The sequence below is a fragment of the Salmonella sp. 741265116_PST genome, assembly GCF_046567715.1.
GTDB classification, from domain to species: Bacteria; Pseudomonadota; Gammaproteobacteria; order Enterobacterales; family Enterobacteriaceae; genus Salmonella; species Salmonella enterica.
This window is the reverse complement of record NZ_JBKFPH010000037.1, coordinates 12640-32097: the sequence shown is the minus strand read 5'-3', so window position 1 is coordinate 32097 and position 19458 is coordinate 12640. Positions and strand designations below refer to the sequence as shown.

21 protein-coding genes and 3 pseudogenes are annotated in these 19458 nt (G+C 52.9%); 9 read left to right on the top strand and 15 right to left on the bottom strand.

The genetic code is table 11. The features are described 5' to 3' along the window. Positions 1-63, top strand: a pseudogene (locus ACLD11_RS19330) (hypothetical protein); the annotation flags it as partial. Here the strand turns inward: ACLD11_RS19330 and ACLD11_RS19325 are convergent. From ACLD11_RS19325 to fkpA, 9 genes and pseudogenes are all read right to left on the bottom strand, one after another. Continuing rightward, positions 61-510 (bottom strand): annotated as a pseudogene (locus ACLD11_RS19325) (GTP-binding protein); the annotation flags it as partial. The pseudogenes ACLD11_RS19330 and ACLD11_RS19325 overlap by 3 nt on opposite strands. A gap of 71 nt (positions 511-581) precedes the next feature. Further along, a complete protein-coding gene (gene fusA / locus ACLD11_RS19320) occupies positions 582-2696 on the bottom strand; it encodes an elongation factor G (RefSeq protein ID WP_411015266.1) in 2115 nt (704 codons plus the stop codon). A gap of 96 nt (positions 2697-2792) precedes the next feature. Then, positions 2793-3263: a 30S ribosomal protein S7 gene (gene rpsG, locus ACLD11_RS19315; RefSeq protein ID WP_001138042.1), complete on the bottom strand. Its 471-nt coding sequence runs from the start codon at positions 3261-3263 to the stop codon at positions 2793-2795. Between the two features lie 95 nt (positions 3264-3358). Beyond that, positions 3359-3733, bottom strand: coding sequence for a 30S ribosomal protein S12 (gene rpsL / locus ACLD11_RS19310; protein ID WP_000246815.1), 375 nt, complete (start codon positions 3731-3733; stop codon positions 3359-3361). 125 nt (positions 3734-3858) lie between these two features. Continuing rightward, positions 3859-4146 carry a sulfurtransferase complex subunit TusB gene (gene tusB / locus ACLD11_RS19305; RefSeq protein ID WP_000903398.1) on the bottom strand — a complete coding sequence of 96 codons (288 nt, stop codon included), beginning with the start codon at positions 4144-4146 and terminating at the stop codon, positions 3859-3861. A gap of 7 nt (positions 4147-4153) precedes the next feature. Beyond that, complete coding sequence (gene tusC, locus ACLD11_RS19300) at positions 4154-4510, bottom strand: sulfurtransferase complex subunit TusC (protein ID WP_411015265.1); 357 nt, start codon at positions 4508-4510, stop codon at positions 4154-4156. After that, positions 4510-4896: a sulfurtransferase complex subunit TusD gene (gene tusD / locus ACLD11_RS19295; protein ID WP_001268012.1), complete on the bottom strand. Its 387-nt coding sequence runs from the start codon at positions 4894-4896 to the stop codon at positions 4510-4512. Before tusD ends, tusC begins: the two co-directional genes overlap by 1 nt. Then, a complete protein-coding gene (locus tag ACLD11_RS19290; RefSeq protein ID WP_000091471.1) occupies positions 4896-5618 on the bottom strand; it encodes a transcriptional regulator in 723 nt (240 codons plus the stop codon). The genes tusD and ACLD11_RS19290 overlap by 1 nt, the downstream gene beginning before the upstream one ends. A gap of 275 nt (positions 5619-5893) precedes the next feature. Then, complete coding sequence (fkpA, locus tag ACLD11_RS19285; protein ID WP_000838225.1) at positions 5894-6712, bottom strand: FKBP-type peptidyl-prolyl cis-trans isomerase; 819 nt, start codon at positions 6710-6712, stop codon at positions 5894-5896. Between the two features lie 219 nt (positions 6713-6931). On the opposite strand from fkpA, the gene ACLD11_RS19280 reads away from it, so the two are divergent. Continuing rightward, complete coding sequence (locus tag ACLD11_RS19280; RefSeq protein ID WP_001152701.1) at positions 6932-7150, top strand: protein SlyX; 219 nt, start codon at positions 6932-6934, stop codon at positions 7148-7150. Between the two features lie 188 nt (positions 7151-7338). Here ACLD11_RS19280 and slyD read toward each other — a convergent pair whose 3' ends face one another. From slyD to kefG, 4 genes are all read right to left on the bottom strand, one after another. Continuing rightward, positions 7339-7929, bottom strand: coding sequence for a peptidylprolyl isomerase (gene slyD / locus ACLD11_RS19275; RefSeq protein WP_000861341.1), 591 nt, complete (start codon positions 7927-7929; stop codon positions 7339-7341). Positions 7930-8023: 94 nt separating this feature from the next. Beyond that, on the bottom strand, positions 8024-8224 hold the full coding sequence (locus tag ACLD11_RS19270) for a YheV family putative zinc ribbon protein (protein ID WP_001007735.1): 201 nt from the start codon (positions 8222-8224) through the stop codon (positions 8024-8026). 9 nt (positions 8225-8233) lie between these two features. Then, positions 8234-10039, bottom strand: a complete 1806-nt coding sequence (kefB, locus tag ACLD11_RS19265) for a glutathione-regulated potassium-efflux system protein KefB (protein ID WP_411015264.1) — start codon at positions 10037-10039, stop codon at positions 8234-8236. Continuing rightward, positions 10039-10590, bottom strand: a complete 552-nt coding sequence (gene kefG / locus ACLD11_RS19260; RefSeq protein WP_000081820.1) for a glutathione-regulated potassium-efflux system ancillary protein KefG — start codon at positions 10588-10590, stop codon at positions 10039-10041. Before kefG ends, kefB begins: the two co-directional genes overlap by 1 nt. A 265-nt stretch (positions 10591-10855) precedes the next feature. Between kefG and ACLD11_RS19255 the strand changes: the two genes are divergently transcribed. Both ACLD11_RS19255 and ACLD11_RS19250 read left to right on the top strand, forming a co-directional pair. After that, entirely contained in the window at positions 10856-12763 is a 1908-nt protein-coding gene (locus tag ACLD11_RS19255; RefSeq protein ID WP_000634756.1) for an ABC transporter ATP-binding protein, read from the top strand. A 162-nt stretch (positions 12764-12925) separates the two neighbouring features. Next, positions 12926-13146 (top strand): annotated as a pseudogene (locus ACLD11_RS19250) (LysR family transcriptional regulator). A gap of 1 nt (position 13147) precedes the next feature. On the opposite strand, the gene ACLD11_RS19245 reads toward ACLD11_RS19250, so the two are convergent. Continuing rightward, positions 13148-13459 (bottom strand): monooxygenase, encoded by a 312-nt coding sequence (locus ACLD11_RS19245; protein ID WP_000047689.1) that lies wholly within the window; start codon positions 13457-13459, stop codon positions 13148-13150. Positions 13460-13656: 197 nt separating this feature from the next. On the opposite strand from ACLD11_RS19245, the gene ACLD11_RS19240 reads away from it, so the two are divergent. Genes ACLD11_RS19240 through ACLD11_RS19230 form a run of 3 tightly spaced genes read left to right on the top strand, consistent with a single transcriptional unit; the run spans position 13657 to position 15860 of the window. Next, on the top strand, positions 13657-14724 hold the full coding sequence (locus tag ACLD11_RS19240; protein ID WP_411015263.1) for a hydrolase: 1068 nt from the start codon (positions 13657-13659) through the stop codon (positions 14722-14724). Next, entirely contained in the window at positions 14721-14939 is a 219-nt protein-coding gene (locus ACLD11_RS19235) for a YheU family protein (RefSeq protein WP_000586568.1), read from the top strand. The genes ACLD11_RS19240 and ACLD11_RS19235 overlap by 4 nt, the downstream gene beginning before the upstream one ends. 51 nt (positions 14940-14990) lie before the next feature. Next, a complete protein-coding gene (locus tag ACLD11_RS19230; RefSeq protein ID WP_001274690.1) occupies positions 14991-15860 on the top strand; it encodes a phosphoribulokinase in 870 nt (289 codons plus the stop codon). A 95-nt stretch (positions 15861-15955) separates the two neighbouring features. Here the strand turns inward: ACLD11_RS19230 and ACLD11_RS19225 are convergent, their stop codons facing one another. Beyond that, complete coding sequence (locus tag ACLD11_RS19225) at positions 15956-16360, bottom strand: OsmC family protein (protein ID WP_001148919.1); 405 nt, start codon at positions 16358-16360, stop codon at positions 15956-15958. A 307-nt stretch (positions 16361-16667) separates the two neighbouring features. On the opposite strand from ACLD11_RS19225, the gene crp reads away from it, so the two are divergent. Next, a complete protein-coding gene (gene crp, locus ACLD11_RS19220; protein WP_000242758.1) occupies positions 16668-17300 on the top strand; it encodes a cAMP-activated global transcriptional regulator CRP in 633 nt (210 codons plus the stop codon). Positions 17301-17348: 48 nt separating this feature from the next. Continuing rightward, positions 17349-19436 (top strand): YccS/YhfK family putative transporter, encoded by a 2088-nt coding sequence (locus tag ACLD11_RS19215; RefSeq protein ID WP_411015267.1) that lies wholly within the window; start codon positions 17349-17351, stop codon positions 19434-19436. Positions 19437-19458 lie beyond the last annotated feature (22 nt).

The following is a 19458-nucleotide window of genomic DNA, read 5'->3' as shown; positions in this document are numbered from 1 at the left end:
TCCGGCCTCGCCTGTGGATTCCTGCCGCAAATGTTAGGCTATAACGATATTTCCCCCACCAACCAGTTCCAGCAGCTCTTCGTCATCAACCATGTCGCATTTGTTCAGGAACACGATGATGTACGGAACGCCTACCTGACGACCCAGCAGGATGTGCTCGCGGGTCTGCGGCATCGGGCCGTCAGTCGCAGCAACAACCAGGATCGCGCCGTCCATCTGCGCAGCACCGGTGATCATGTTTTTAACATAGTCGGCGTGCCCCGGGCAGTCTACGTGTGCGTAGTGGCGGGTCGGGGTATCGTATTCAACGTGAGAAGTGTTGATGGTGATACCACGCGCTTTTTCTTCCGGAGCGTTATCGATCTGGTCGAATGCACGAGCAGCACCGCCGTAGGTTTTAGCCAGTACGGTGGTGATTGCAGCGGTCAGGGTAGTTTTACCGTGGTCAACGTGGCCGATGGTGCCGACGTTAACGTGCGGTTTTGTACGTTCAAATTTTTCTTTAGACACGGCTATATTCCTTACTATAGCGCTCTCCCCTTCAGGAGAGAGCACGGGATTTTGGTTTTTAACCCTGCGGCTTATTTACCACGGGCTTCGATTACGGCCTGAGCAACGTTGTTCGGCGCATCATCATACTTCAGGAATTCCATAGTGTACGATGCGCGACCTTTGGTCAGAGAACGCAGCTGAGTTGCATATCCGAACATTTCAGACAGCGGTACTTCAGCGTGGATCTTAACGCCTGTAACTTCAGATTCCTGACCTTTGAGCATACCACGACGGCGGCTAAGGTCGCCGATAACGTCACCGGTATTCTCTTCAGGTGTTTCTACTTCAACCTTCATGATCGGCTCAAGCAGAACTGGTTTTGCTTTCTTAAAGCCTTCTTTAAAGGCGATAGACGCAGCCAGTTTAAACGCCAGCTCAGAGGAGTCAACGTCATGGTAAGAACCGAAGTGCAGACGCACACCGAGATCAACTACCGGATAACCCGCCAGCGGGCCAGACTTCAGCTGCTCCTGGATGCCTTTATCAACGGCCGGGATGTATTCGCCAGGAATTACACCACCTTTGATGTCGTTGATGAACTCGTAACCTTTCGGGTTAGAGCCCGGCTCCAGCGGGTACATGTCGATAACAACATGACCATACTGACCGCGACCACCAGACTGTTTCGCGTGTTTACCTTCGATGTCGGTAACTTTCGCGCGAATCGCTTCGCGGTAAGCAACCTGAGGTTTACCCACGTTCGCTTCAACGTTGAATTCACGCTTCATACGGTCAACGATGATATCCAGGTGAAGTTCACCCATACCAGCGATGATGGTCTGGTTAGATTCTTCATCAGTCCATACGCGGAATGACGGGTCTTCTTTCGCCAGACGGCCCAGAGCCAGACCCATTTTTTCCTGGTCAGCTTTGGTTTTCGGTTCTACCGCGATGGAGATTACCGGCTCAGGGAATTCCATACGTTCCAGAATGATCGGGTTTTCCGGATCACACAGGGTGTCACCGGTAGTCACGTCTTTCAGGCCGATAGCAGCCGCGATGTCGCCCGCGCGAACTTCTTTGATCTCTTCACGTTTGTTGGCGTGCATCTGAACGATACGACCGAAACGCTCACGTGCGGTTTTCACGGAGTTCAGTACGGTATCACCAGAGTTAACCACACCGGAGTACACACGGAAGAAGGTCAGGTTACCCACAAACGGGTCGGTAGCGATTTTGAACGCCAGCGCAGAGAACGGCTCGTTGTCGCTTGCGTGACGCTCAGCCGGAGTATCTTTACCGTCGTCCAGAATACCGTTGATCGCAGGTACGTCTACCGGGGATGGCAGGTAATCAATTACCGCATCCAGCATCGCCTGAACACCTTTGTTCTTAAATGCAGAACCACAGGTTACCAGGATGATTTCGTTGTTCAGAACGCGCTGACGCAGAGCTTGTTTGATCTCTTCTTCAGTCAGTTCTTCACCACCCAGGTATTTTTCCATCAGCTCTTCAGAAGCTTCTGCGGCGGACTCGATCAGGTTCTGGTGCCATTCGTCAGCCAGGTCCTGCATGTCAGCCGGGATATCTTCGTATTCGAAGGTAACGCCCTGGTCGGCATCGTTCCAGTTGATGGCTTTCATTTTCACCAGGTCAACAACACCGGTGAAACCTTCTTCAGCACCAATTGCCAGCTGCAGCGGAACCGGGTTCGCGCCCAGACGGGTTTTGATCTGACCAACAACTTTCAGGAAGTTCGCGCCCATGCGGTCCATTTTGTTAACGAACGCAATACGCGGAACTTTGTATTTGTTTGCCTGACGCCATACGGTTTCAGACTGCGGCTGAACACCACCAACTGCGCAGTAAACCATTACCGCACCATCGAGAACACGCATGGAACGTTCTACTTCGATAGTGAAGTCAACGTGCCCCGGGGTGTCGATGATGTTGATGCGATGCGGTTCATACTGCTTAGCCATACCAGACCAGAATGCAGTAGTCGCTGCGGAGGTGATAGTAATACCACGCTCCTGCTCCTGCTCCATCCAGTCCATGGTAGCTGCGCCGTCATGAACTTCACCGATTTTGTGGTTTACACCGGTGTAGAACAGAATACGTTCGGTAGTAGTGGTTTTACCGGCGTCGATGTGCGCACTGATACCGATATTACGGTAGCGTGCGATGGGTGTTGTACGAGCCATTTGATTCCTCGTTGATATCTTTAGGCGTTCAGTTAAGTTATCCAAAACGGGCGACTTACCTGAAGCGCCCGCCTGGTGACTATGACTCCGAAGGGATTACCAACGGTAGTGTGCGAACGCCTTGTTGGCTTCTGCCATACGGTGAACGTCTTCACGTTTCTTAACTGCAGTACCTTTGTTGTCTGCAGCATCAGAAAGTTCGTTCGCCAGGCGCAGAGCCATGGATTTATCACCGCGTTTACGAGCAGCTTCTACGATCCAACGCATTGCCAGAGCATTACGACGGACCGGACGGACTTCAACTGGTACCTGATAAGTAGAACCACCTACACGGCGGGATTTAACTTCTACAGTCGGGCGAACGTTTTCGAGAGCGACTTCGAAAGCTTCCAGTTCAGATTTACCAGAACGCTGAGCCAGGGTCTCCAGCGCGCTGTATACGATTGATTCTGCAGTAGATTTTTTACCATCTACCATCAGGATATTGACAAATTTAGCCAGCAGTTCTGATCCGAACTTCGGATCCGGCAGAATTTTACGCTGACCAATGACGCGACGACGTGGCATGGATATACTCCGTTGTTAATTCTGGATTGTCCAAAACTCTACGAGTTTAGTTTGACATTAATTTAAAACGTTTGGCCTTACTTAACGGAGAACCATTAAGCCTTAGGACGCTTCACGCCGTACTTAGAACGAGCTTGCTTACGGTCTTTAACGCCGGAGCAGTCAAGCGCGCCACGAACGGTGTGGTAACGAACACCCGGGAGGTCTTTAACACGACCGCCACGGATCAGGATCACGGAGTGTTCCTGCAGGTTGTGACCTTCACCACCGATGTAGGAAGTCACTTCAAAACCGTTAGTCAGACGAACACGGCAAACTTTACGCAGTGCGGAGTTCGGTTTTTTAGGAGTGGTAGTATATACACGAGTACATACGCCACGTTTTTGCGGGCATGCTTCCAGCGCAGGCACGTTGCTTTTCGCAACTTTGCGAGCACGTGGTTTGCGTACCAGCTGGTTAACTGTTGCCATTAAATAGCTCCTGGTTTTAGCTTTTGCTTCGTAAACACGTAATAAAACGCCCTCACACAATATGAGGACGCCGAATTTTAGGGCGGTGTCGAAAAGGTGTCAAGAAATATACAACGATCCCGCCATCACCAGGCCATCTGGTTGGCATACTTAACCGTGAGTCTGACAAACTCAGTATAGTCAACCCTGACGACACTGTCTGAAATTTGACCACCCAGACCGCGGGCGTCAATGTCTTCTTTCAAGGCATAGACCGTTATGGGGGCATCGCGCAGACTTTCAAGGAAGCGGTTACCTTCAATCGCGACGGTAACGCCATCCTGGAGCAACAAAAGCGCATCGCCCTCTTTTAGCAGGCGCAGCAAAGCGGGAAAATCAACGCCCGAAGCGCAATGAGGTAAGGTATGCAGCATAAACGCCTCAGAATCTCAGGATGACATCATAGTTGCCAAGCTCGCGGCGTAACGCCACGGGTTCCAGCGGCGTGGCGTCTACCACAAAATTAACGTTCTCCAGACCACGCTCGCGCAGCGATGCCGTGCAGATCCAGCATTGATCAATATCGTACAAATCAAAGAGCTTGAAAGTAGCAATATAGTCACGCGCCAACACAGCGTCTGGTTTTTGTCCCGGTAATAACTGAAAGACGCCGTCGCTGATAAAAAAGACGCCCAGCGCTTCCGTTAGCGCTGACGTCGCCAGCAGCGCATCCAGCCCTTCACGACCTGAGGCGCTACCGTGCGGCGCGGTGGAAAAGACAAATGCAATACGTTTCATTAAAACTGCACCACCCGATCGCAGGTGAGAGATGCCTCCGCCAGCGCGCCCAGGCCGCTTAGCGTAAAGCCCGGCTGAAGATTGGCGGACGGCAACCCCAGTCTGCCGGCTTCAGTTTCATCAATAATACCGCGACGAAGCGCCGCCGCGACACAGATGTTCAGCGCTACGCCATGCTGCGTATTCAATTTCTGCCAGGCGCGTACCAGATCATATTCATCGCTCGCCGGCGAGGTCAGGAGATTGGCGTTATAGACACCTTCCCGATAGAAAAAGACGCTGGCTAACTCATGCCCCTCATTGAGCAGCGCGTGGGCGAACTGCAATGCGCTGCTGGCCTGCTGGGTGCCATATGCCGGCCCGGTGACCATAATGGCATAACGCATTATTTATCCTGCCCCTGAAAATCGCCGCTTTTGAACTGGCGAATATAGAGGTAAACCGTGTGTTTTGAGATATTCAGACGATCGGCTACCTGGTTAATGGCGTCTTTAATATCGAAAATGCCTTTTTCGTACAGGTTAAGGACGATCTGACGATTTTTCGCGTTGTTAGAGACATTACGATCGGCATTCACTTCTTCGATCGTGAACTCCAGCGTCTGGGTGACTAAATCTTCGACTGAGGAGGCAAAATTAACCGCTGAGCCGACTTCCGGCGTTTCCGGCGGAATAAAGGTATTCATAATCTGTGAAAATGGCACATCAAGATTCATGTTGATGCACAGTAGACCAATGACGCGCTGCTCGCGGTTGCGAATGGCAATCGTCAACGACTTCATCAAGACACCGCTTTTCGCGCGCGTGAAATAGCATTTCGACACGCTACTGTCCGCCCCTGTCATGTCGTGCAGCATGCGCAACGCCAGGTCGGTAATCGGCGAGCCAATTTTACGGCCCGTATGTTCGCCATTGGCAATACGAATGGCTGAACATTTTAGATCCTGCAAAGAGTGCAATACGATTTCACAATGGGAACCTATAAGCATCGCTAACCCGTCCACTACCGCTTCGTAGGATTTCAGAATATCGAAGTCGGTTTGCTCGAAGGGACGCTGATCCAGCAAATCAAGTTCACTGGTTTCGTTGGTTAAAAGCGACCTGGACATGAAAAAAAACACTCCTTTTCAGGAGCCTGTCGTTATGTTTTCAGGGCAGGCTCATTATTTACGCGGATGATTAAATTAATACAGTGAGGGTTCATCTTTCCAGTACTAATTTGCTCGTCTATTTCAGACTACGTGTGCGTTGGCGGTCATTCAGCCTACGGTCTCGCCCTTAACGACCAGCGCAAGCGCCGTTATCCGCAAATCAAATTATGGTGAGTAATATATCCGGCCTGAATAAAAAAACCGCCGCTATTACAAGCGGCGGCTCTCAGTTTTTATTTTTTAGCAGCATCTGCGGCTTTAGCGTCAGCCGCATCGGCAGGTTTAGCATCCGCTTTCGGCGCTGGTTTGATATCCAGCAGCTCTACGTCGAATACCAGGGTGGAGTTCGCCGGGATACCCGGGACGCCCGTTTTACCGTAGGCCAGCGCCGGTGGGATAACCAGCTTGATCTTGCCGCCTTTCTTAATATTTTTCAGGCCTTCAGTCCAGCCTGGGATAACGCCGTCCAGACGGAAGGAGAGCGGTTCGCCGCGCGTGTAAGAGTTATCAAACTCTTTACCGTCGATCAGCGTACCTTTGTAGTTCACCACAACGGTATCGCTATCTTTCGGCGCCTCGCCTGTGCCTTCTTTCTCTACTTTGTAAAGCAGACCGGTAGAGGAGGTTTTCACGCCTTTCTCTTTAGCAAAAGCGTCGCGGAACGTTTTACCTTTTGCTTCGTTATCGGCAGCGTCTTTTTCCATCTTCGCCTGAGCAGCGCTCTTCACGCGTGCTTCAAACGTCTGCAGCGTTTGCTCAATTTCCTGATCGGACAGTTTGCTCTTATCGGCAAAGGCATCCTGAACGCCGGCAATCAACTGATCTTTATCCAGTTTGATGCCTAACTTTTCCTGCTCTTTAAGCGAATTTTCCATGTAACGACCCAGCGAGGCGCCCAGCGCATAAGCCGCTTTTTGATCGTCGTTTTTAAATGCTGCTTTGCTATCAGCGGTAGCTGCCGGTTTCGCCGCATCAGCAGCAAAAGTGATCGGTGCGTGCATAGCAACGGCCATCGTCGTTGCCAGCAGCGTGGCTTTAAACAGTGATTTCATCCATATCTCCAGGGCCGGGGCATCTCGCCCCATGTTAACTTACGTAAGAAGCGTACTATAAATCGTTGCAGAACAAATCAACATACGAACACGCCCTATTATCACTTCTTTTCAGACTCTTTTTGTTTAAATTAGTTTCGTAGTGCGCGTAATGGTTGCTGTGAAAGCCGGTAAAGTTAAGTAGAATCCGCCGACGGAGACAACATAAAGAGGTACATCATGCAGGATATCACGATGGAAGCTCGTCTGGCTGAACTGGAAAGCCGTCTGGCGTTCCAGGAGATTACCATAGAAGAACTAAACCTGACGGTAACCGCACATGAAATGGAGATGGCGAAGCTGCGCGATCATCTGCGTTTGCTCACGGAAAAGTTAAAAGCCAGTCAGCCGTCAAATATCGCCTCTCAGGCAGAAGAAACGCCGCCGCCGCATTATTGAGACGAAAAAAAAGCGGGGATAACCCGCTTTTTTTGTGCCCGATGATTTATCGAACCAATGATAATACCCTAAGGATTTCGAGTCACAGCAAGGCGGCAAGCTTGAAAATTCCCCGGGAACATAGATAACTATGTGACCGGGGTTTGAAAGCGTAGCCAACACCGCGGTGGCTTGAAAGACGACGGGGATTAATGGCAACCGCAGCCGCCTTTACCACCACCGCCGCAGCAGCCTTCGCCGCCGTGCTCGTGACCATGGTCATGACCATGACCGCCACAGCAGCCATCTTCACCGTGATCGTGGTGGTGATCGTGCGCGCCGTGAACATGACCGTGAGCCAGTTCTTCTTCAGTCGCTTCACGAATCGCAACAACTTCTACGTTAAATTTCAGATTCTGGCCCGCCAGCATGTGGTTACCATCAACCACAACGTGATCGTCTTCCACTTCGGTAATCTCTACCGGTACCGGGCCCTGGTCGGTTTCCGCCAGGAAACGCATCCCTACCTGCAGTTCATCAACGCCCATAAAGACGTCTTTAGGCACACGCTGCACCAGATTTTCGTCATACTGGCCGTAAGCGTCGTTCGCGCCAACAGCGACATCAAATTTGTCGCCAACTTCATGGCCTTCCAGCGCGGTTTCCAGACCAGAGATCAGGGAGCCGTGACCGTGCAGGTAATCCAGCGGCGCACTCACCGGAGACTCATCAACCAACACACCGTCTTCTGTACGTACCTGATAGGCCAGGCTGACCACCAGGTCTTTTGCTACTTTCATGATATCTCCTGAGCATGGGAAGAATAGTGGCGCAGATTGTAGCGGAATTCTGCAGCCGTGTACCCCTTAGCTTAAAAAAACCTGCGGCATATCGCTAGTCCGGATGAAAAATCCCGATCACTTGCTCTTCTTTGCGAACATGCTCGCGAACGTCTTTATCCGCTTCCCGCATTTGATGCCCGCACTTAACGCATTCAACAATATCGACATTATTTTCACGCCACATCGCCATTGTATCCTGCGCCTGACAGGCCGGACATTTCGCGCCTGCAATAAAACGTTTACGGATTGCCATTGTTCACCTCTACTCAAATTCATCCCAGCCATCCAACTGGCGCCGTTCCTGTTGCATTTCGCGCTGAAAAATCTCCTCCAGTTCGCGTCGGGCCTCTCTGGCGCGCGAAATCTGTACCATGTCGCTATGCTCCGGGATCAGCTCCCGCAACATTCGCATATCCAGCCGGCGAAAATGCAACTGCGCGCGTTGCGCCTGATGCGGATGCATACCTAACGACACCAGAGTTTTACGTCCCAATTCCAGCGCGCTGGAAAACGTTTCACGGGAAAACTGCGTGACGCCAGCCTGTAATAACTCATGGGCCTCCACACGTCCACGCGCTCGCGCAAGAATATGCAGATGAGGAAAATGCTGCTGACACAGCGCCACCAGCTTCATCGTGTCTTCCGGTTCATTACACGTGATGACTATCGACTCCGCCGCCTCCGCGCCCGCAGAACGCAGCAGCTCGACTTGTGTAGCGTCGCCGTAATACACTTTATAACCATATTTGCGCATCAGATTAACGGCGCTGATATCGCGTTCCAGCACGGTGATACGCATCTTATTCGCCATCAATAAGCGAGCGATCACCTGACCAAAACGGCCAAAGCCGACGACAATCACCTGGGGCTTATCATCCTCAACCCACGGCTTTTCATCATTCTCTTCCGGGCCATTAAGACGGCGCGATAACCACTTATCAATCCCTTTCATCAGTAGCGGCGTGGTCATCATTGATAATGTGACAGTCACCAATAATAACGCCATCTGATCGCCCTGAAACAGGCGCTGAGAAGAGGCGGTAGAAAAGAGCACAAAAGCGAACTCGCCCCCCTGACTCAGCACGCTGGCAAACTGCATCCGTTCAGAACTTCTTATTCCATATAGCCGCGCCAGCAGATACAGCGTCAGCATTTTTATGGCGACCAGAATAACAACGCTCGCCGCCACCCACAGTAAATGGGTATAAAGTACGCCGAGATTTAGCGACATACCGACGGAGATAAAGAACAGCCCAAGCAGTAAACCTTTAAAGGGATCGATAGCGTTTTCCAGCTCATGCCGGTATTCGCTCTCTGCCAGTAAAACGCCGGCAATGAAGGTTCCCAGGGCCATCGACAGTCCCAGCGCGTCCATAAATAAGGCGGCGCTCAACACCAGCAACAACGTCGCGGCAGTGAAGACTTCCCGCACGCCGGACGCAGCAATAAAACGAAATACCGGGCGCAACAGGTAACGACCGCCAATCAGCATTACCGCGAAGGCCAATACCTTCATTGCCACTTTAAACCAGTCGAAATGCTCGTCGGCCGATCCCGCCAATAAAGGCACCAACGCCAGTGCGGGGATCACCGCTAAATCCTGAAACAGTAAGACGGAAAACCCTAACTGCCCGGACTCGCTACGGTTCATGCCTTTCTCGCGCATCAGTTGTAGCGCCATCGCCGTCGAAGACATCGCCAGGCCAATCCCGCCGACGACCGCCGCCTGCCATAAGAAATCAGCAAGCATCAATAACCCCGCCAGCACCGCCGCGCTTAACAGCACCTGAGCAGCGCCGACGCCGAAGATAGAGCGCCGTAGTTGCCAAAGCCGGGACGGATTGAGTTCGAGACCAATGATAAACATCAGAAACACGATGCCCAGTTCGGAAAAGTGCAGGATCTCGTCAACGTCGCTGATAAATCCCAGCCCCCACGGACCGATGGCGATTCCCGCCAGCAAATACCCTAGCACCGCGCCGATGCCCAGCCTGGCCGCCAGCGGCACCGCCGCCACCGCCGCGAAGAGAAACAACACTCCCGCTGTCAATAAATCAGCACCTTCCATCAATAGCCTCCCGCGCTCACAGGATTCGCCAGCCACTCGCCATAGGCTTTCGCATGACTGGCCAGCGTCTGCGGCGACTGGCGCCGCGCCCAGTACACAATAATGGGCGGCATCCAGTGCATCCGGCACATGGCCGCGGTCAGTTCAAAAGGGCGGAGTACATCGCTCATTGGATAGCGGTTTAGCGCGTCATACCGGTAAGCGCTCTCCGGCTCGCCGGTCGTAATCACGCTACGCCAGTACTTTCCCACCAGTTGGTTTCCCCCTGGTCCGCTGGCGAACCCCCGACTCAAAACGCGATCAAGCCATTCTTTCAGTAAAGCCGGACAGCTATAGGTGTAAAGGGGATGCTGAAAAACAATGACGTCGTGCTCACGTAACAGGGCTTGTTCATAGGGCGTATCGATAAAAAAATCAGGATAGCGCGCATAAAGATCGTGCACGGTTACGTTATTGTGCTGTATGGCCGGTTTAAGCAGTACCCGGTTAGCAACCGAGTCCTGAGATTCCGGATGGGCATACAACAGCAAGACTTTCGCTGGCTGAGACATCAATCCCCCTCCCGGTTGTTTTGGGTCGATACATGCCATTCTTCAGGCCGCTTCTACGTTGATAGCGTTTGTTCAACTCAGAAACGTACTCCATGTCCGCCGCTGGGGATTAATGAGAGATATTCTTGTCCCTCACCAAAGGCGGCCTGAATGATTTTGTGTATCGTTGTTGTTTTGAGCTACCATTGCGCTCCAGCGCGGCGGTACGCCCGAATATTACATTATCATAATGATAAATTAACATAGTCTGAACATACGGCGCCTTATGATTGTTTTCTCCTCGTTACAAATTCGTCGCGGCGTGCGCGTCCTACTGGACAATGCCTCGGCTACCATTAATCCAGGCCAGAAAGTCGGCCTGGTGGGTAAAAACGGCTGCGGTAAATCTACCCTGCTGGCATTGCTAAAAAATGAAATCAGCGCCGATGCCGGGAGTTTTACCCTGCCCGGAACCTGGCAATTAGCGTGGGTGAATCAGGAAACACCTGCGTTGCCTCAGCCAGCGATTGAGTATGTCATTGACGGCGACCGTGAATACCGGCATCTGGAGGCGCAGCTTAACGACGCCAACGAACGTAACGACGGGCATGCTATCGCCTCCATACATGGCAAGCTGGACGCCATCGACGCATGGACCGTTCGCTCGCGCGCCGCCAGCCTGCTACACGGTCTCGGCTTCTCTAACGATCAGCTGGAACGTCCGGTCAGCGACTTTTCCGGCGGCTGGCGGATGCGCCTTAACCTGGCTCAGGCGCTGATTTGCCGCTCCGATTTACTGCTGCTCGACGAACCGACCAACCACCTCGATCTGGATGCCGTTATCTGGCTGGAAAAATGGCTGAAGAGCTATCCGGGCACCCTGATTCTGATCTCCCACGATCGCGATTTTCTTGACCCGATAGTGGATAAAATTATCCATATCGAACAGCAGACTCTGTTCGAGTACACCGGCAACTACAGCGCGTTTGAAGTTCAGCGCGCCACGCGCCTGGCGCAGCAGCAGGCGATGTATGAGAGTCAGCAGGAGCGTGTGGCGCATCTGCAAAGCTACATCGACCGTTTCCGCGCCAAAGCGACCAAGGCCAAGCAGGCGCAAAGCCGTATCAAGATGCTGGAGCGTATGGAGCTGATTGCGCCGGCTCATGTCGACAACCCGTTCCATTTCAGCTTCCGCGCGCCGGAAAGCCTGCCGAACCCGCTGCTGAAGATGGAAAAAGTCAGCGCAGGTTATGGCGATCGCATCATTCTGGAATCCATCAAGCTGAACCTGGTGCCCGGCTCGCGTATCGGCCTGCTGGGCCGCAACGGTGCGGGGAAATCGACGCTGATTAAGCTGCTGGCGGGCGAACTGGAACCGTTGCACGGTGAAATTGGCCTCGCCAAAGGCATTAAGCTCGGCTACTTCGCCCAGCACCAACTGGAGTTCCTGCGCGCCGATGAATCCCCGTTGCAACATATGGCGCGTCTGGCGCCGCAGGAACTGGAGCAGAAGCTGCGCGACTATCTCGGCGGCTTCGGTTTCCAGGGCGACAAAGTAACGGAAGAGACGCAACGCTTCTCCGGCGGCGAGAAAGCGCGTCTGGTGCTGGCGCTGATCGTCTGGCAGCGTCCAAATCTGCTGCTGCTCGATGAACCGACCAACCACCTGGATCTCGACATGCGCCAGGCGCTCACCGAAGCGCTGATTGATTTTGAAGGCGCATTGGTCGTCGTGTCGCACGACCGCCACCTGATTCGCTCCACCACTGACGACCTCTATCTGGTGCACGACAAAAAGGTCGAACCGTTCGACGGCGACCTGGAAGATTATCAGCAGTGGCTGAGCGACGTGCAGAAGCAGGAAAACCAGGCCGACGACGCACCGAAGGAAAACAACGCCAACAGCGCCCAGTCACGCAAAGATCAGAAGCGTCGCGAAGCCGAGCTACGCACTCTGACGCAGCCGCTGCGTAAAGAGATTACCCGTCTGGAAAAAGAGATGGAAAAGCTCAACGCCCAGTTAGCGCAGGCGGAAGAGAAGCTTGGCGACAGCAGCCTGTATGACCCAAGCCGTAAAGCGGAGATGACCGAGTGCCTACAACTGCAGGCCAGCGCCAAATCCGGGCTGGAAGAATGTGAAATGGCATGGCTTGAGGCGCAGGAGCAGCTTGAGCAGATGATGCAGAACGACTAAGAGCCTATCCCATTAGGCTATTTTATTCGCCATTTTAGGGCCGGGCAGTGCTCGAAATCCTCACGTACTATGTGTACGCTCCGGTTTCTGCGCGCTGTCCGGCCCCAAACTGGCTTCAACAATTACGCCTACTGGGATAGGCTCTAACGCACGGGGCGGACGATGAACCTGTCAATCACCGATGACATTACCTTCCGCAAGCTCACCATCTTCATGATGTTTGTGGAGAAGGGTAACATCGCCCGCACCGCCGAGGTGCTGCACACGCTGGAAGAGAACGTTCGTGGTCCGCTGTTCGTCCATAAAGGCCTTTCGGTACTCGTCCCGGTATAAAGATTACCGTTGCGGTCGGCAGCACCGGAACAGAAGCCTGCGTTATGTGATTTAGCGGCAAAGGTTGCCGTGATTTATTTTCGTCAGCGCGTCGTTCACGCCAAATAATTTAAACGTCACCTCATCAACGCCAAGATTTTTCAGACGCGCAGTGTGTTTTTTAATATAAGCCTGCGCCGTTTCTTCGGATTCAAACAAGTAAATGCCGCCAGCTTGCTGGTTTTTCTCGCTTTCTGTCCAGATTTTCCAGATGAAGCCCGGCTCCTCATTGATAGACTCCGCCAGCCCGACCAGTTGCTGAGTCATCTCCTCGCCAAAAGGGCCGCTAAAGTTAAAATGGATCTGTAAAAGTGTCTTCGACATGCCTTCTCCTTGAGTCACATAACTATCGTGTTGCCACACTACCACGATTAATTCGGCTGATGCAGAGGTTCACGCGATTTCTGTGGGGTATTGCGCGCGCCTTGCATACCGCCCCCTCTGGTGAAATGAGGCGCAATTTTATTTCGCCAGACGACCAATTGAACGTAAAATCACATATTGACTAATCTGTGAACCTTATGCGCGGTATAGTATTGTTTCCAATTATCAATTGTTCTGGTGCTATGGTTGAGATCACGTCCACAGAAATGACCCCGCCTGTCAATGACTCGCATGAATTTATTCCCATGCGTGGCATTCGTAATCGCCATTTACAAACTATGCTGCCGCGCTTAATCCGCCGCAAAGTGAAGTTCAACGCCCACTGGCAGCGGCTGGAGCTACCGGACGGCGATTTTGTCGATCTGGCATGGAGCGAAGAACCGCAACAGGCAAAGCATAAACCGCGGCTGGTGGTCTTTCACGGTCTGGAAGGCAGCCTGAACAGCCCCTATGCTCACGGGCTGATTGAGACGGCGCAAAAGCGCGGCTGGCTGGGCGTGGTGATGCACTTTCGCGGCTGTAGCGGCGAACCCAACCGTCTGAATCGTATTTACCACTCCGGTGAAACGGAGGACGGAGCCTGGTTTTTACGCTGGTTACAGCGGGAGTTCGGCGCCGTTCCGACAGCCGCCGTGGGCTATTCGCTCGGCGGTAATATGCTGGCGTGCCTGCTGGCGAAAGAAGGCCGTGATATTCCCATCGAGGCGGCGGTGATTGTTTCTGCGCCCTTTGTTCTCGAAGCCTGTAGCTACCACATGGACAAAGGGTTTTCCCGCGTCTATCAGCGTTATTTGCTTAATCTGTTAAAAGCGAATGCGTCACGCAAGCTGGCGGCGTATCCCGGGTCGCTGCCGGTGAATCTGGCGCAACTGAAATCAATGCGCCGTATTCGCGAGTTTGACGACCTGATCACCGCGAAAATTCACGGCTTTGCCGACGCCATCGACTACTATCGTCAGTGTAGCGCCATGCCGTTGCTTAACCAGATTGCTAAACCGACGCTGATTATTCACGCTAAAGACGATCCGTTTATGGATCATCATGTGATCCCTAAAGCGGAAGATCTGCCCCCGCAGGTGGAATATCAGCTGACTGATCATGGCGGACACGTAGGATTTATCGGCGGTACGCCGCTGCGCCCTGAAATGTGGCTGGAACGCCGAATTCCTGACTGGCTGACAACGTACCTGGAGGCGTCATCATGATCATTCCCTGGCAGGGGCTCGCCCCCGACACGCTGGACAACCTGATCGAAAGCTTTGTGTTGCGCGAAGGCACCGATTATGGTGAACATGAACGTTCGCTTGAACAAAAAGTCGCTGACGTAAAACGCCAACTGCAATCCGGCGAGGCCGTGCTGGTATGGTCTGAATTACATGAAACGGTCAATATTATGCCGAAAAAGCAGTTTCGCGAATAAAACGCCTTTACCGACAATACATTATTATTAAAGCTCAATCATGGAGTTGCCATGTCAGCCAAACATCCGGTGATAGCAGTAACAGGGTCAAGCGGCGCGGGGACCACCACCACCAGCCTCGCGTTTCGTAAAATTTTCGCGCAGTTAAATCTGCACGCCGCCGAGGTGGAAGGCGACAGTTTTCATCGTTACACCCGCCCGGAAATGGACATGGCGATCCGCAAAGCGCGTGACGCCGGGCGGCATATCAGCTATTTCGGGCCTGAAGCCAATGACTTCAGCCTACTGGAACATACCTTTATTGAGTACGGGCAGACGGGTAAAGGCCAGTCGCGTAAATATCTGCATACCTATGATGAAGCCGTACCGTGGAATCAGGTTCCCGGCACGTTTACGCCCTGGCAGCCGCTTCCCGAACCGACCGATGTGCTGTTTTATGAAGGACTGCACGGCGGCGTCGTCACCCCGCAACATGATGTCGCGCGTCATGTTGATCTGTTGGTTGGCGTGGTGCCTATCGTCAACCTCGAGTGGATTCAGAAACTGATTCGCGACACCAGCGAGCGCGGACACTCCCGTGAAGCGGTGATGGATTCCGTGGTGCGTTCCATGGACGACTACATCAATTACATTACGCCGCAGTTCTCGCGTACCCATATTAACTTCCAGCGCGTGCCGACCGTCGACACGTCCAATCCGTTCGCCGCAAAGGGTATTCCCTCGCTGGATGAGAGTTTTGTGGTGATCCATTTCCGCAATCTGGAAGGGATCGATTTTCCCTGGCTCCTGGCGATGCTCCAGGGCTCGTTTATTTCTCACATTAATACATTAGTGGTGCCGGGCGGCAAAATGGGGCTGGCGATGGAGCTGATTATGTTGCCGCTGGTGCAGCGATTAATGGAAGGCAAAAAAATCGAATAACCGCGGTGAAATGCCCGATGGCGCTACGCTTATCGGGCCTACGAGATAAAAACGGGTAGGCCGGATAAAGCCACGCCGCCATCCGGCATCACGTGTTACGCCGCAATCACTTCATACGAATGGGTAATATTGACCGCTTTTTCCAGCATTAGCGCCACCGAGCAATATTTTTCCGCGGAGAGATCGACAGCGCGCGCGACGGCAGCCTCTTTCAGATCGCTGCCGGTAACGATAAAATGCAGATTAATGTGCGTAAACAGGCGCGGCGCGTCTTCCCGGCGCTCGGATGTCAGCTTCACTTCGCAGTTGGTGACATTCTGACGGCCCTTTTGCAGGATTGATACCACATCAATAGCGCTACATCCGCCAGCCGCCATTAATACCATCTCCATCGGACTCGGCGCTTTGTCACCGGAGTTGCCATCCATTAAAATCTGGTGGCCGGAGGAGGACTCTCCGAGGAACGTGAGCCCTTCAACCCACTTTACACGCGCTTGCATATTTCGTAACTCCAATGTTTCAATTTTCCTGAAAGATTACGCGCATACAACAAAAGTCGCAATGGAAGGCGACCTGGGTCATGCTGAAGCGAGACACCAGGAGACACACGGCGAAAGCTATGCTAAAACAGACAAGATGCTACAGTAATACATTGACGTACTGCATGTATGCAGAGGACATCACATTACAGGCTACAATCTATTTTCGTAGCCCCCTTCCCAGGTAGCGGGAAGTATATTTTTGCAACCCCAGAGACAGTGCCGTTTTCTGGCTCTGGAGACAGCTTATAACAGAGGATAACCGCGCATGGTGCTTGGCAAACCGCAAACAGACCCGACTCTTGAATGGTTCTTGTCTCATTGCCACATTCATAAGTACCCGTCAAAGAGCACGCTGATTCACCAGGGTGAAAAAGCAGAAACGCTGTACTACATCGTTAAAGGCTCCGTGGCAGTGCTGATCAAAGATGAAGAAGGGAAAGAAATGATCCTTTCTTATCTGAATCAGGGTGATTTTATTGGTGAACTGGGCCTGTTTGAAGAAGGCCAGGAACGCAGCGCCTGGGTACGTGCGAAAACCGCATGTGAGGTCGCTGAAATTTCCTACAAAAAATTTCGCCAATTAATCCAGGTCAACCCGGATATTCTGATGCGCCTCTCTTCCCAGATGGCTCGTCGCTTACAAGTCACCTCTGAAAAAGTAGGTAACCTCGCCTTCCTTGACGTCACCGGGCGTATCGCTCAGACGCTGCTGAATCTGGCGAAACAGCCCGATGCCATGACGCACCCGGATGGGATGCAGATCAAAATCACCCGTCAGGAAATCGGCCAGATCGTCGGCTGCTCCCGCGAAACCGTTGGTCGTATTTTGAAAATGCTGGAAGATCAAAACCTGATCTCCGCGCATGGCAAGACCATCGTCGTCTACGGCACCCGTTAATCCCGTCAGAATGGCGCGTTTTATCATGCGCCATTTTTGTTTGCATCGATGTGGCGAAGACTGATTTATCACCCAGAGATTAATTACGCACTACGGCAAACGCTGGTGCTGTGCCTGCCTGTGGCTGTCGGTTTATTGATAGGCCAGCTACACCTGGGCTTGCTTTTCTCTCTCGTTCCCGCCTGCTGCAACATTGCAGGTCTGGATACCCCACACAAACGCTTTTTTAAACGCCTGATCATCGGCGCGTCGCTGTTCGCCGGATGCAGTCTGGTAACGCAACTTCTGCTGGCGGAATCCATCCCCCTGCCGTTGATCCTGACCGGGCTCACGCTGGTGCTTGGCGTGACGGCGGAAATTAGCCCGCTTCACGCGCGGCTACTGCCAGCGTCGCTGATTGCCGCCATATTTACCCTGAGTCTTGCGGGATACATGCCCGTCTGGGAGCCGCTGCTCATTTATGCGCTGGGCACGCTATGGTACGGCGTGTTTAACTGGTTTTGGTTCTGGCTATGGCGCGAACAGCCGCTGCGCGAGTCATTGAGTTTGTTATACCGTGAACTGGCCGATTATTGTGAAGCGAAATACAGCCTGCTCACCCAACATATCGATCCGGAAAAAGCGCTGCCTCCCCTGCTGATACGCCAGCAAAAAGCGGTCGATCTCATTACCCAGTGTTACCAACAGATGCATATGCTTTCGGCGCACAACAACAATGATTACAAGCGTCTACTGCGGGCTTTTCAGGAAGCGATGGATTTGCAGGAGCACATCTCCGTCAGCTTGCATCAGCCGGAAGAGGTACAGAAACTGGTAGAACGCAGCCATGCGGAAGAGGTGATTCGCTGGAATGCGCAAACGGTCGCCGCCCGCCTGCGCGTGCTGGCGGATGACATTCTTTATCATCGTCTGCCGACGCGCTTCTCCATAGAAAAACAGATTGGCGCTCTGGAGAAGATCGCCAATCAGCATCCTGAAAATCCGGTAGGCCAGTTCTGCTATTGGCACTTCAGTCGAATCGCCCGTGTGCTGCGTACTCAGCGGCCGCTGTACGCCCGCGACCTGATGGCCGATAAACAGCGTCGCCTGCCGCTACTTCCGGCGCTGAAAAATTATATGTCTCTTAAATCGCCGGCGCTACGCAACGCCGGACGCATCAGCGTGATGATGAGCATCGCCAGTCTGATGGGCAGCGCGTTGCACCTGCCTAAACCGTACTGGATCCTCATGACAGTGCTGTTTGTCACCCAAAACGGCTATGGCGCGACGCGCGTACGTATTCTGCACCGTTCGGTCGGAACGCTGGTCGGCCTGGTGATTGCCGGCGTCACGCTGCACTTACATATTCCCGAAAGCATTACGCTGGCGGTCATGCTGGTACTAACGCTGGCAAGTTATCTGATTATTCGTAAAAACTACGGCTGGGCGACGGTCGGCTTTACGGTGACGGCGGTATACACCATCCAGTTACTGACGTTAAACGGAGAGCAGTTTATTGTGCCGAGGCTGATCGATACGCTGATTGGCTGTTTAATTGCCTTTGGCGGCATGGTCTGGCTGTGGCCGCAATGGCAAAGCGGGCTATTACGTAAAAACGCCCATGATGCGCTGGAAGCCGATCAAGAAGCTATCCGACTGATCCTCAGTAACGATCCGCAGGCCACCCCGCTCGCTTATCAAAGAATGCGGGTCAACCAGGCGCATAACACGTTATTCAACTCGTTAAATCAGGCAATGCAGGAACCCGGGTTCAATACCCACTATCTGTCGGATATGAAACTATGGGTCACGCACAGCCAGTTTATTGTCGAGCATATCAACGCCATGACGACGCTGGCGCGGGAACACACCATGCTGACGCCGGATCTGGCGCAGCGCTATCTGCAATCTTGCGAGATTGCGATTCAGCGCTGCCAGCAGCGCCTGGAGTACGACAGGCCAGGCGGCTCCGGCGATGTCAATATTCTGGAGTCGCCGGACATGCCGTCACATGGCTTATTGAGCACTCTGGAGCAACATTTACAGCGCATCATCGGCCATCTGAACACCATGCACACCATTTCGTCGATGGCCTGGCGTCAGCGTCCGCATCACGGTATCTGGCTGAGTAAGCGGCTACGGGATACAAAAAGTTAAGTCCGACTGCCGGATGCGCTAC

Excerpts from the sequence above, each read along its gene's own strand:
- ACLD11_RS19240 (WP_411015263.1), top strand. The coding sequence starts at position 13,657 with ATGCGCGGTATAGTATTGTTTCCAATTATCAATTGTTCTGGTGCTATG.
- slyD (WP_000861341.1), bottom strand. The coding sequence starts at position 7,929 with ATGAAAGTAGCAAAAGACCTGGTGGTCAGCCTGGCCTATCAGGTACGT.
- ACLD11_RS19230 (WP_001274690.1), top strand. The coding sequence starts at position 14,991 with ATGTCAGCCAAACATCCGGTGATAGCAGTAACAGGGTCAAGCGGCGCG.
- ACLD11_RS19270 (WP_001007735.1), bottom strand. The coding sequence starts at position 8,224 with ATGGCAATCCGTAAACGTTTTATTGCAGGCGCGAAATGTCCGGCCTGT.
- ACLD11_RS19215 (WP_411015267.1), top strand. The coding sequence starts at position 17,349 with ATGTGGCGAAGACTGATTTATCACCCAGAGATTAATTACGCACTACGG.
- kefG (WP_000081820.1), bottom strand. The coding sequence starts at position 10,590 with ATGTCTCAGCCAGCGAAAGTCTTGCTGTTGTATGCCCATCCGGAATCT.
- ACLD11_RS19235 (WP_000586568.1), top strand. The coding sequence starts at position 14,721 with ATGATCATTCCCTGGCAGGGGCTCGCCCCCGACACGCTGGACAACCTG.
- ACLD11_RS19255 (WP_000634756.1), top strand. The coding sequence starts at position 10,856 with ATGATTGTTTTCTCCTCGTTACAAATTCGTCGCGGCGTGCGCGTCCTA.
- crp (WP_000242758.1), top strand. The coding sequence starts at position 16,668 with ATGGTGCTTGGCAAACCGCAAACAGACCCGACTCTTGAATGGTTCTTG.
- ACLD11_RS19290 (WP_000091471.1), bottom strand. The coding sequence starts at position 5,618 with ATGTCCAGGTCGCTTTTAACCAACGAAACCAGTGAACTTGATTTGCTG.
- ACLD11_RS19245 (WP_000047689.1), bottom strand. The coding sequence starts at position 13,459 with ATGTCGAAGACACTTTTACAGATCCATTTTAACTTTAGCGGCCCTTTT.
- fkpA (WP_000838225.1), bottom strand. The coding sequence starts at position 6,712 with ATGAAATCACTGTTTAAAGCCACGCTGCTGGCAACGACGATGGCCGTT.
- tusD (WP_001268012.1), bottom strand. The coding sequence starts at position 4,896 with ATGCGTTATGCCATTATGGTCACCGGGCCGGCATATGGCACCCAGCAG.
- tusC (WP_411015265.1), bottom strand. The coding sequence starts at position 4,510 with ATGAAACGTATTGCATTTGTCTTTTCCACCGCGCCGCACGGTAGCGCC.
- rpsL (WP_000246815.1), bottom strand. The coding sequence starts at position 3,733 with ATGGCAACAGTTAACCAGCTGGTACGCAAACCACGTGCTCGCAAAGTT.
- ACLD11_RS19225 (WP_001148919.1), bottom strand. The coding sequence starts at position 16,360 with ATGCAAGCGCGTGTAAAGTGGGTTGAAGGGCTCACGTTCCTCGGAGAG.
- kefB (WP_411015264.1), bottom strand. The coding sequence starts at position 10,039 with ATGGAAGGTGCTGATTTATTGACAGCGGGAGTGTTGTTTCTCTTCGCG.
- tusB (WP_000903398.1), bottom strand. The coding sequence starts at position 4,146 with ATGCTGCATACCTTACCTCATTGCGCTTCGGGCGTTGATTTTCCCGCT.
- fusA (WP_411015266.1), bottom strand. The coding sequence starts at position 2,696 with ATGGCTCGTACAACACCCATCGCACGCTACCGTAATATCGGTATCAGT.
- rpsG (WP_001138042.1), bottom strand. The coding sequence starts at position 3,263 with ATGCCACGTCGTCGCGTCATTGGTCAGCGTAAAATTCTGCCGGATCCG.
- ACLD11_RS19280 (WP_001152701.1), top strand. The coding sequence starts at position 6,932 with ATGCAGGATATCACGATGGAAGCTCGTCTGGCTGAACTGGAAAGCCGT.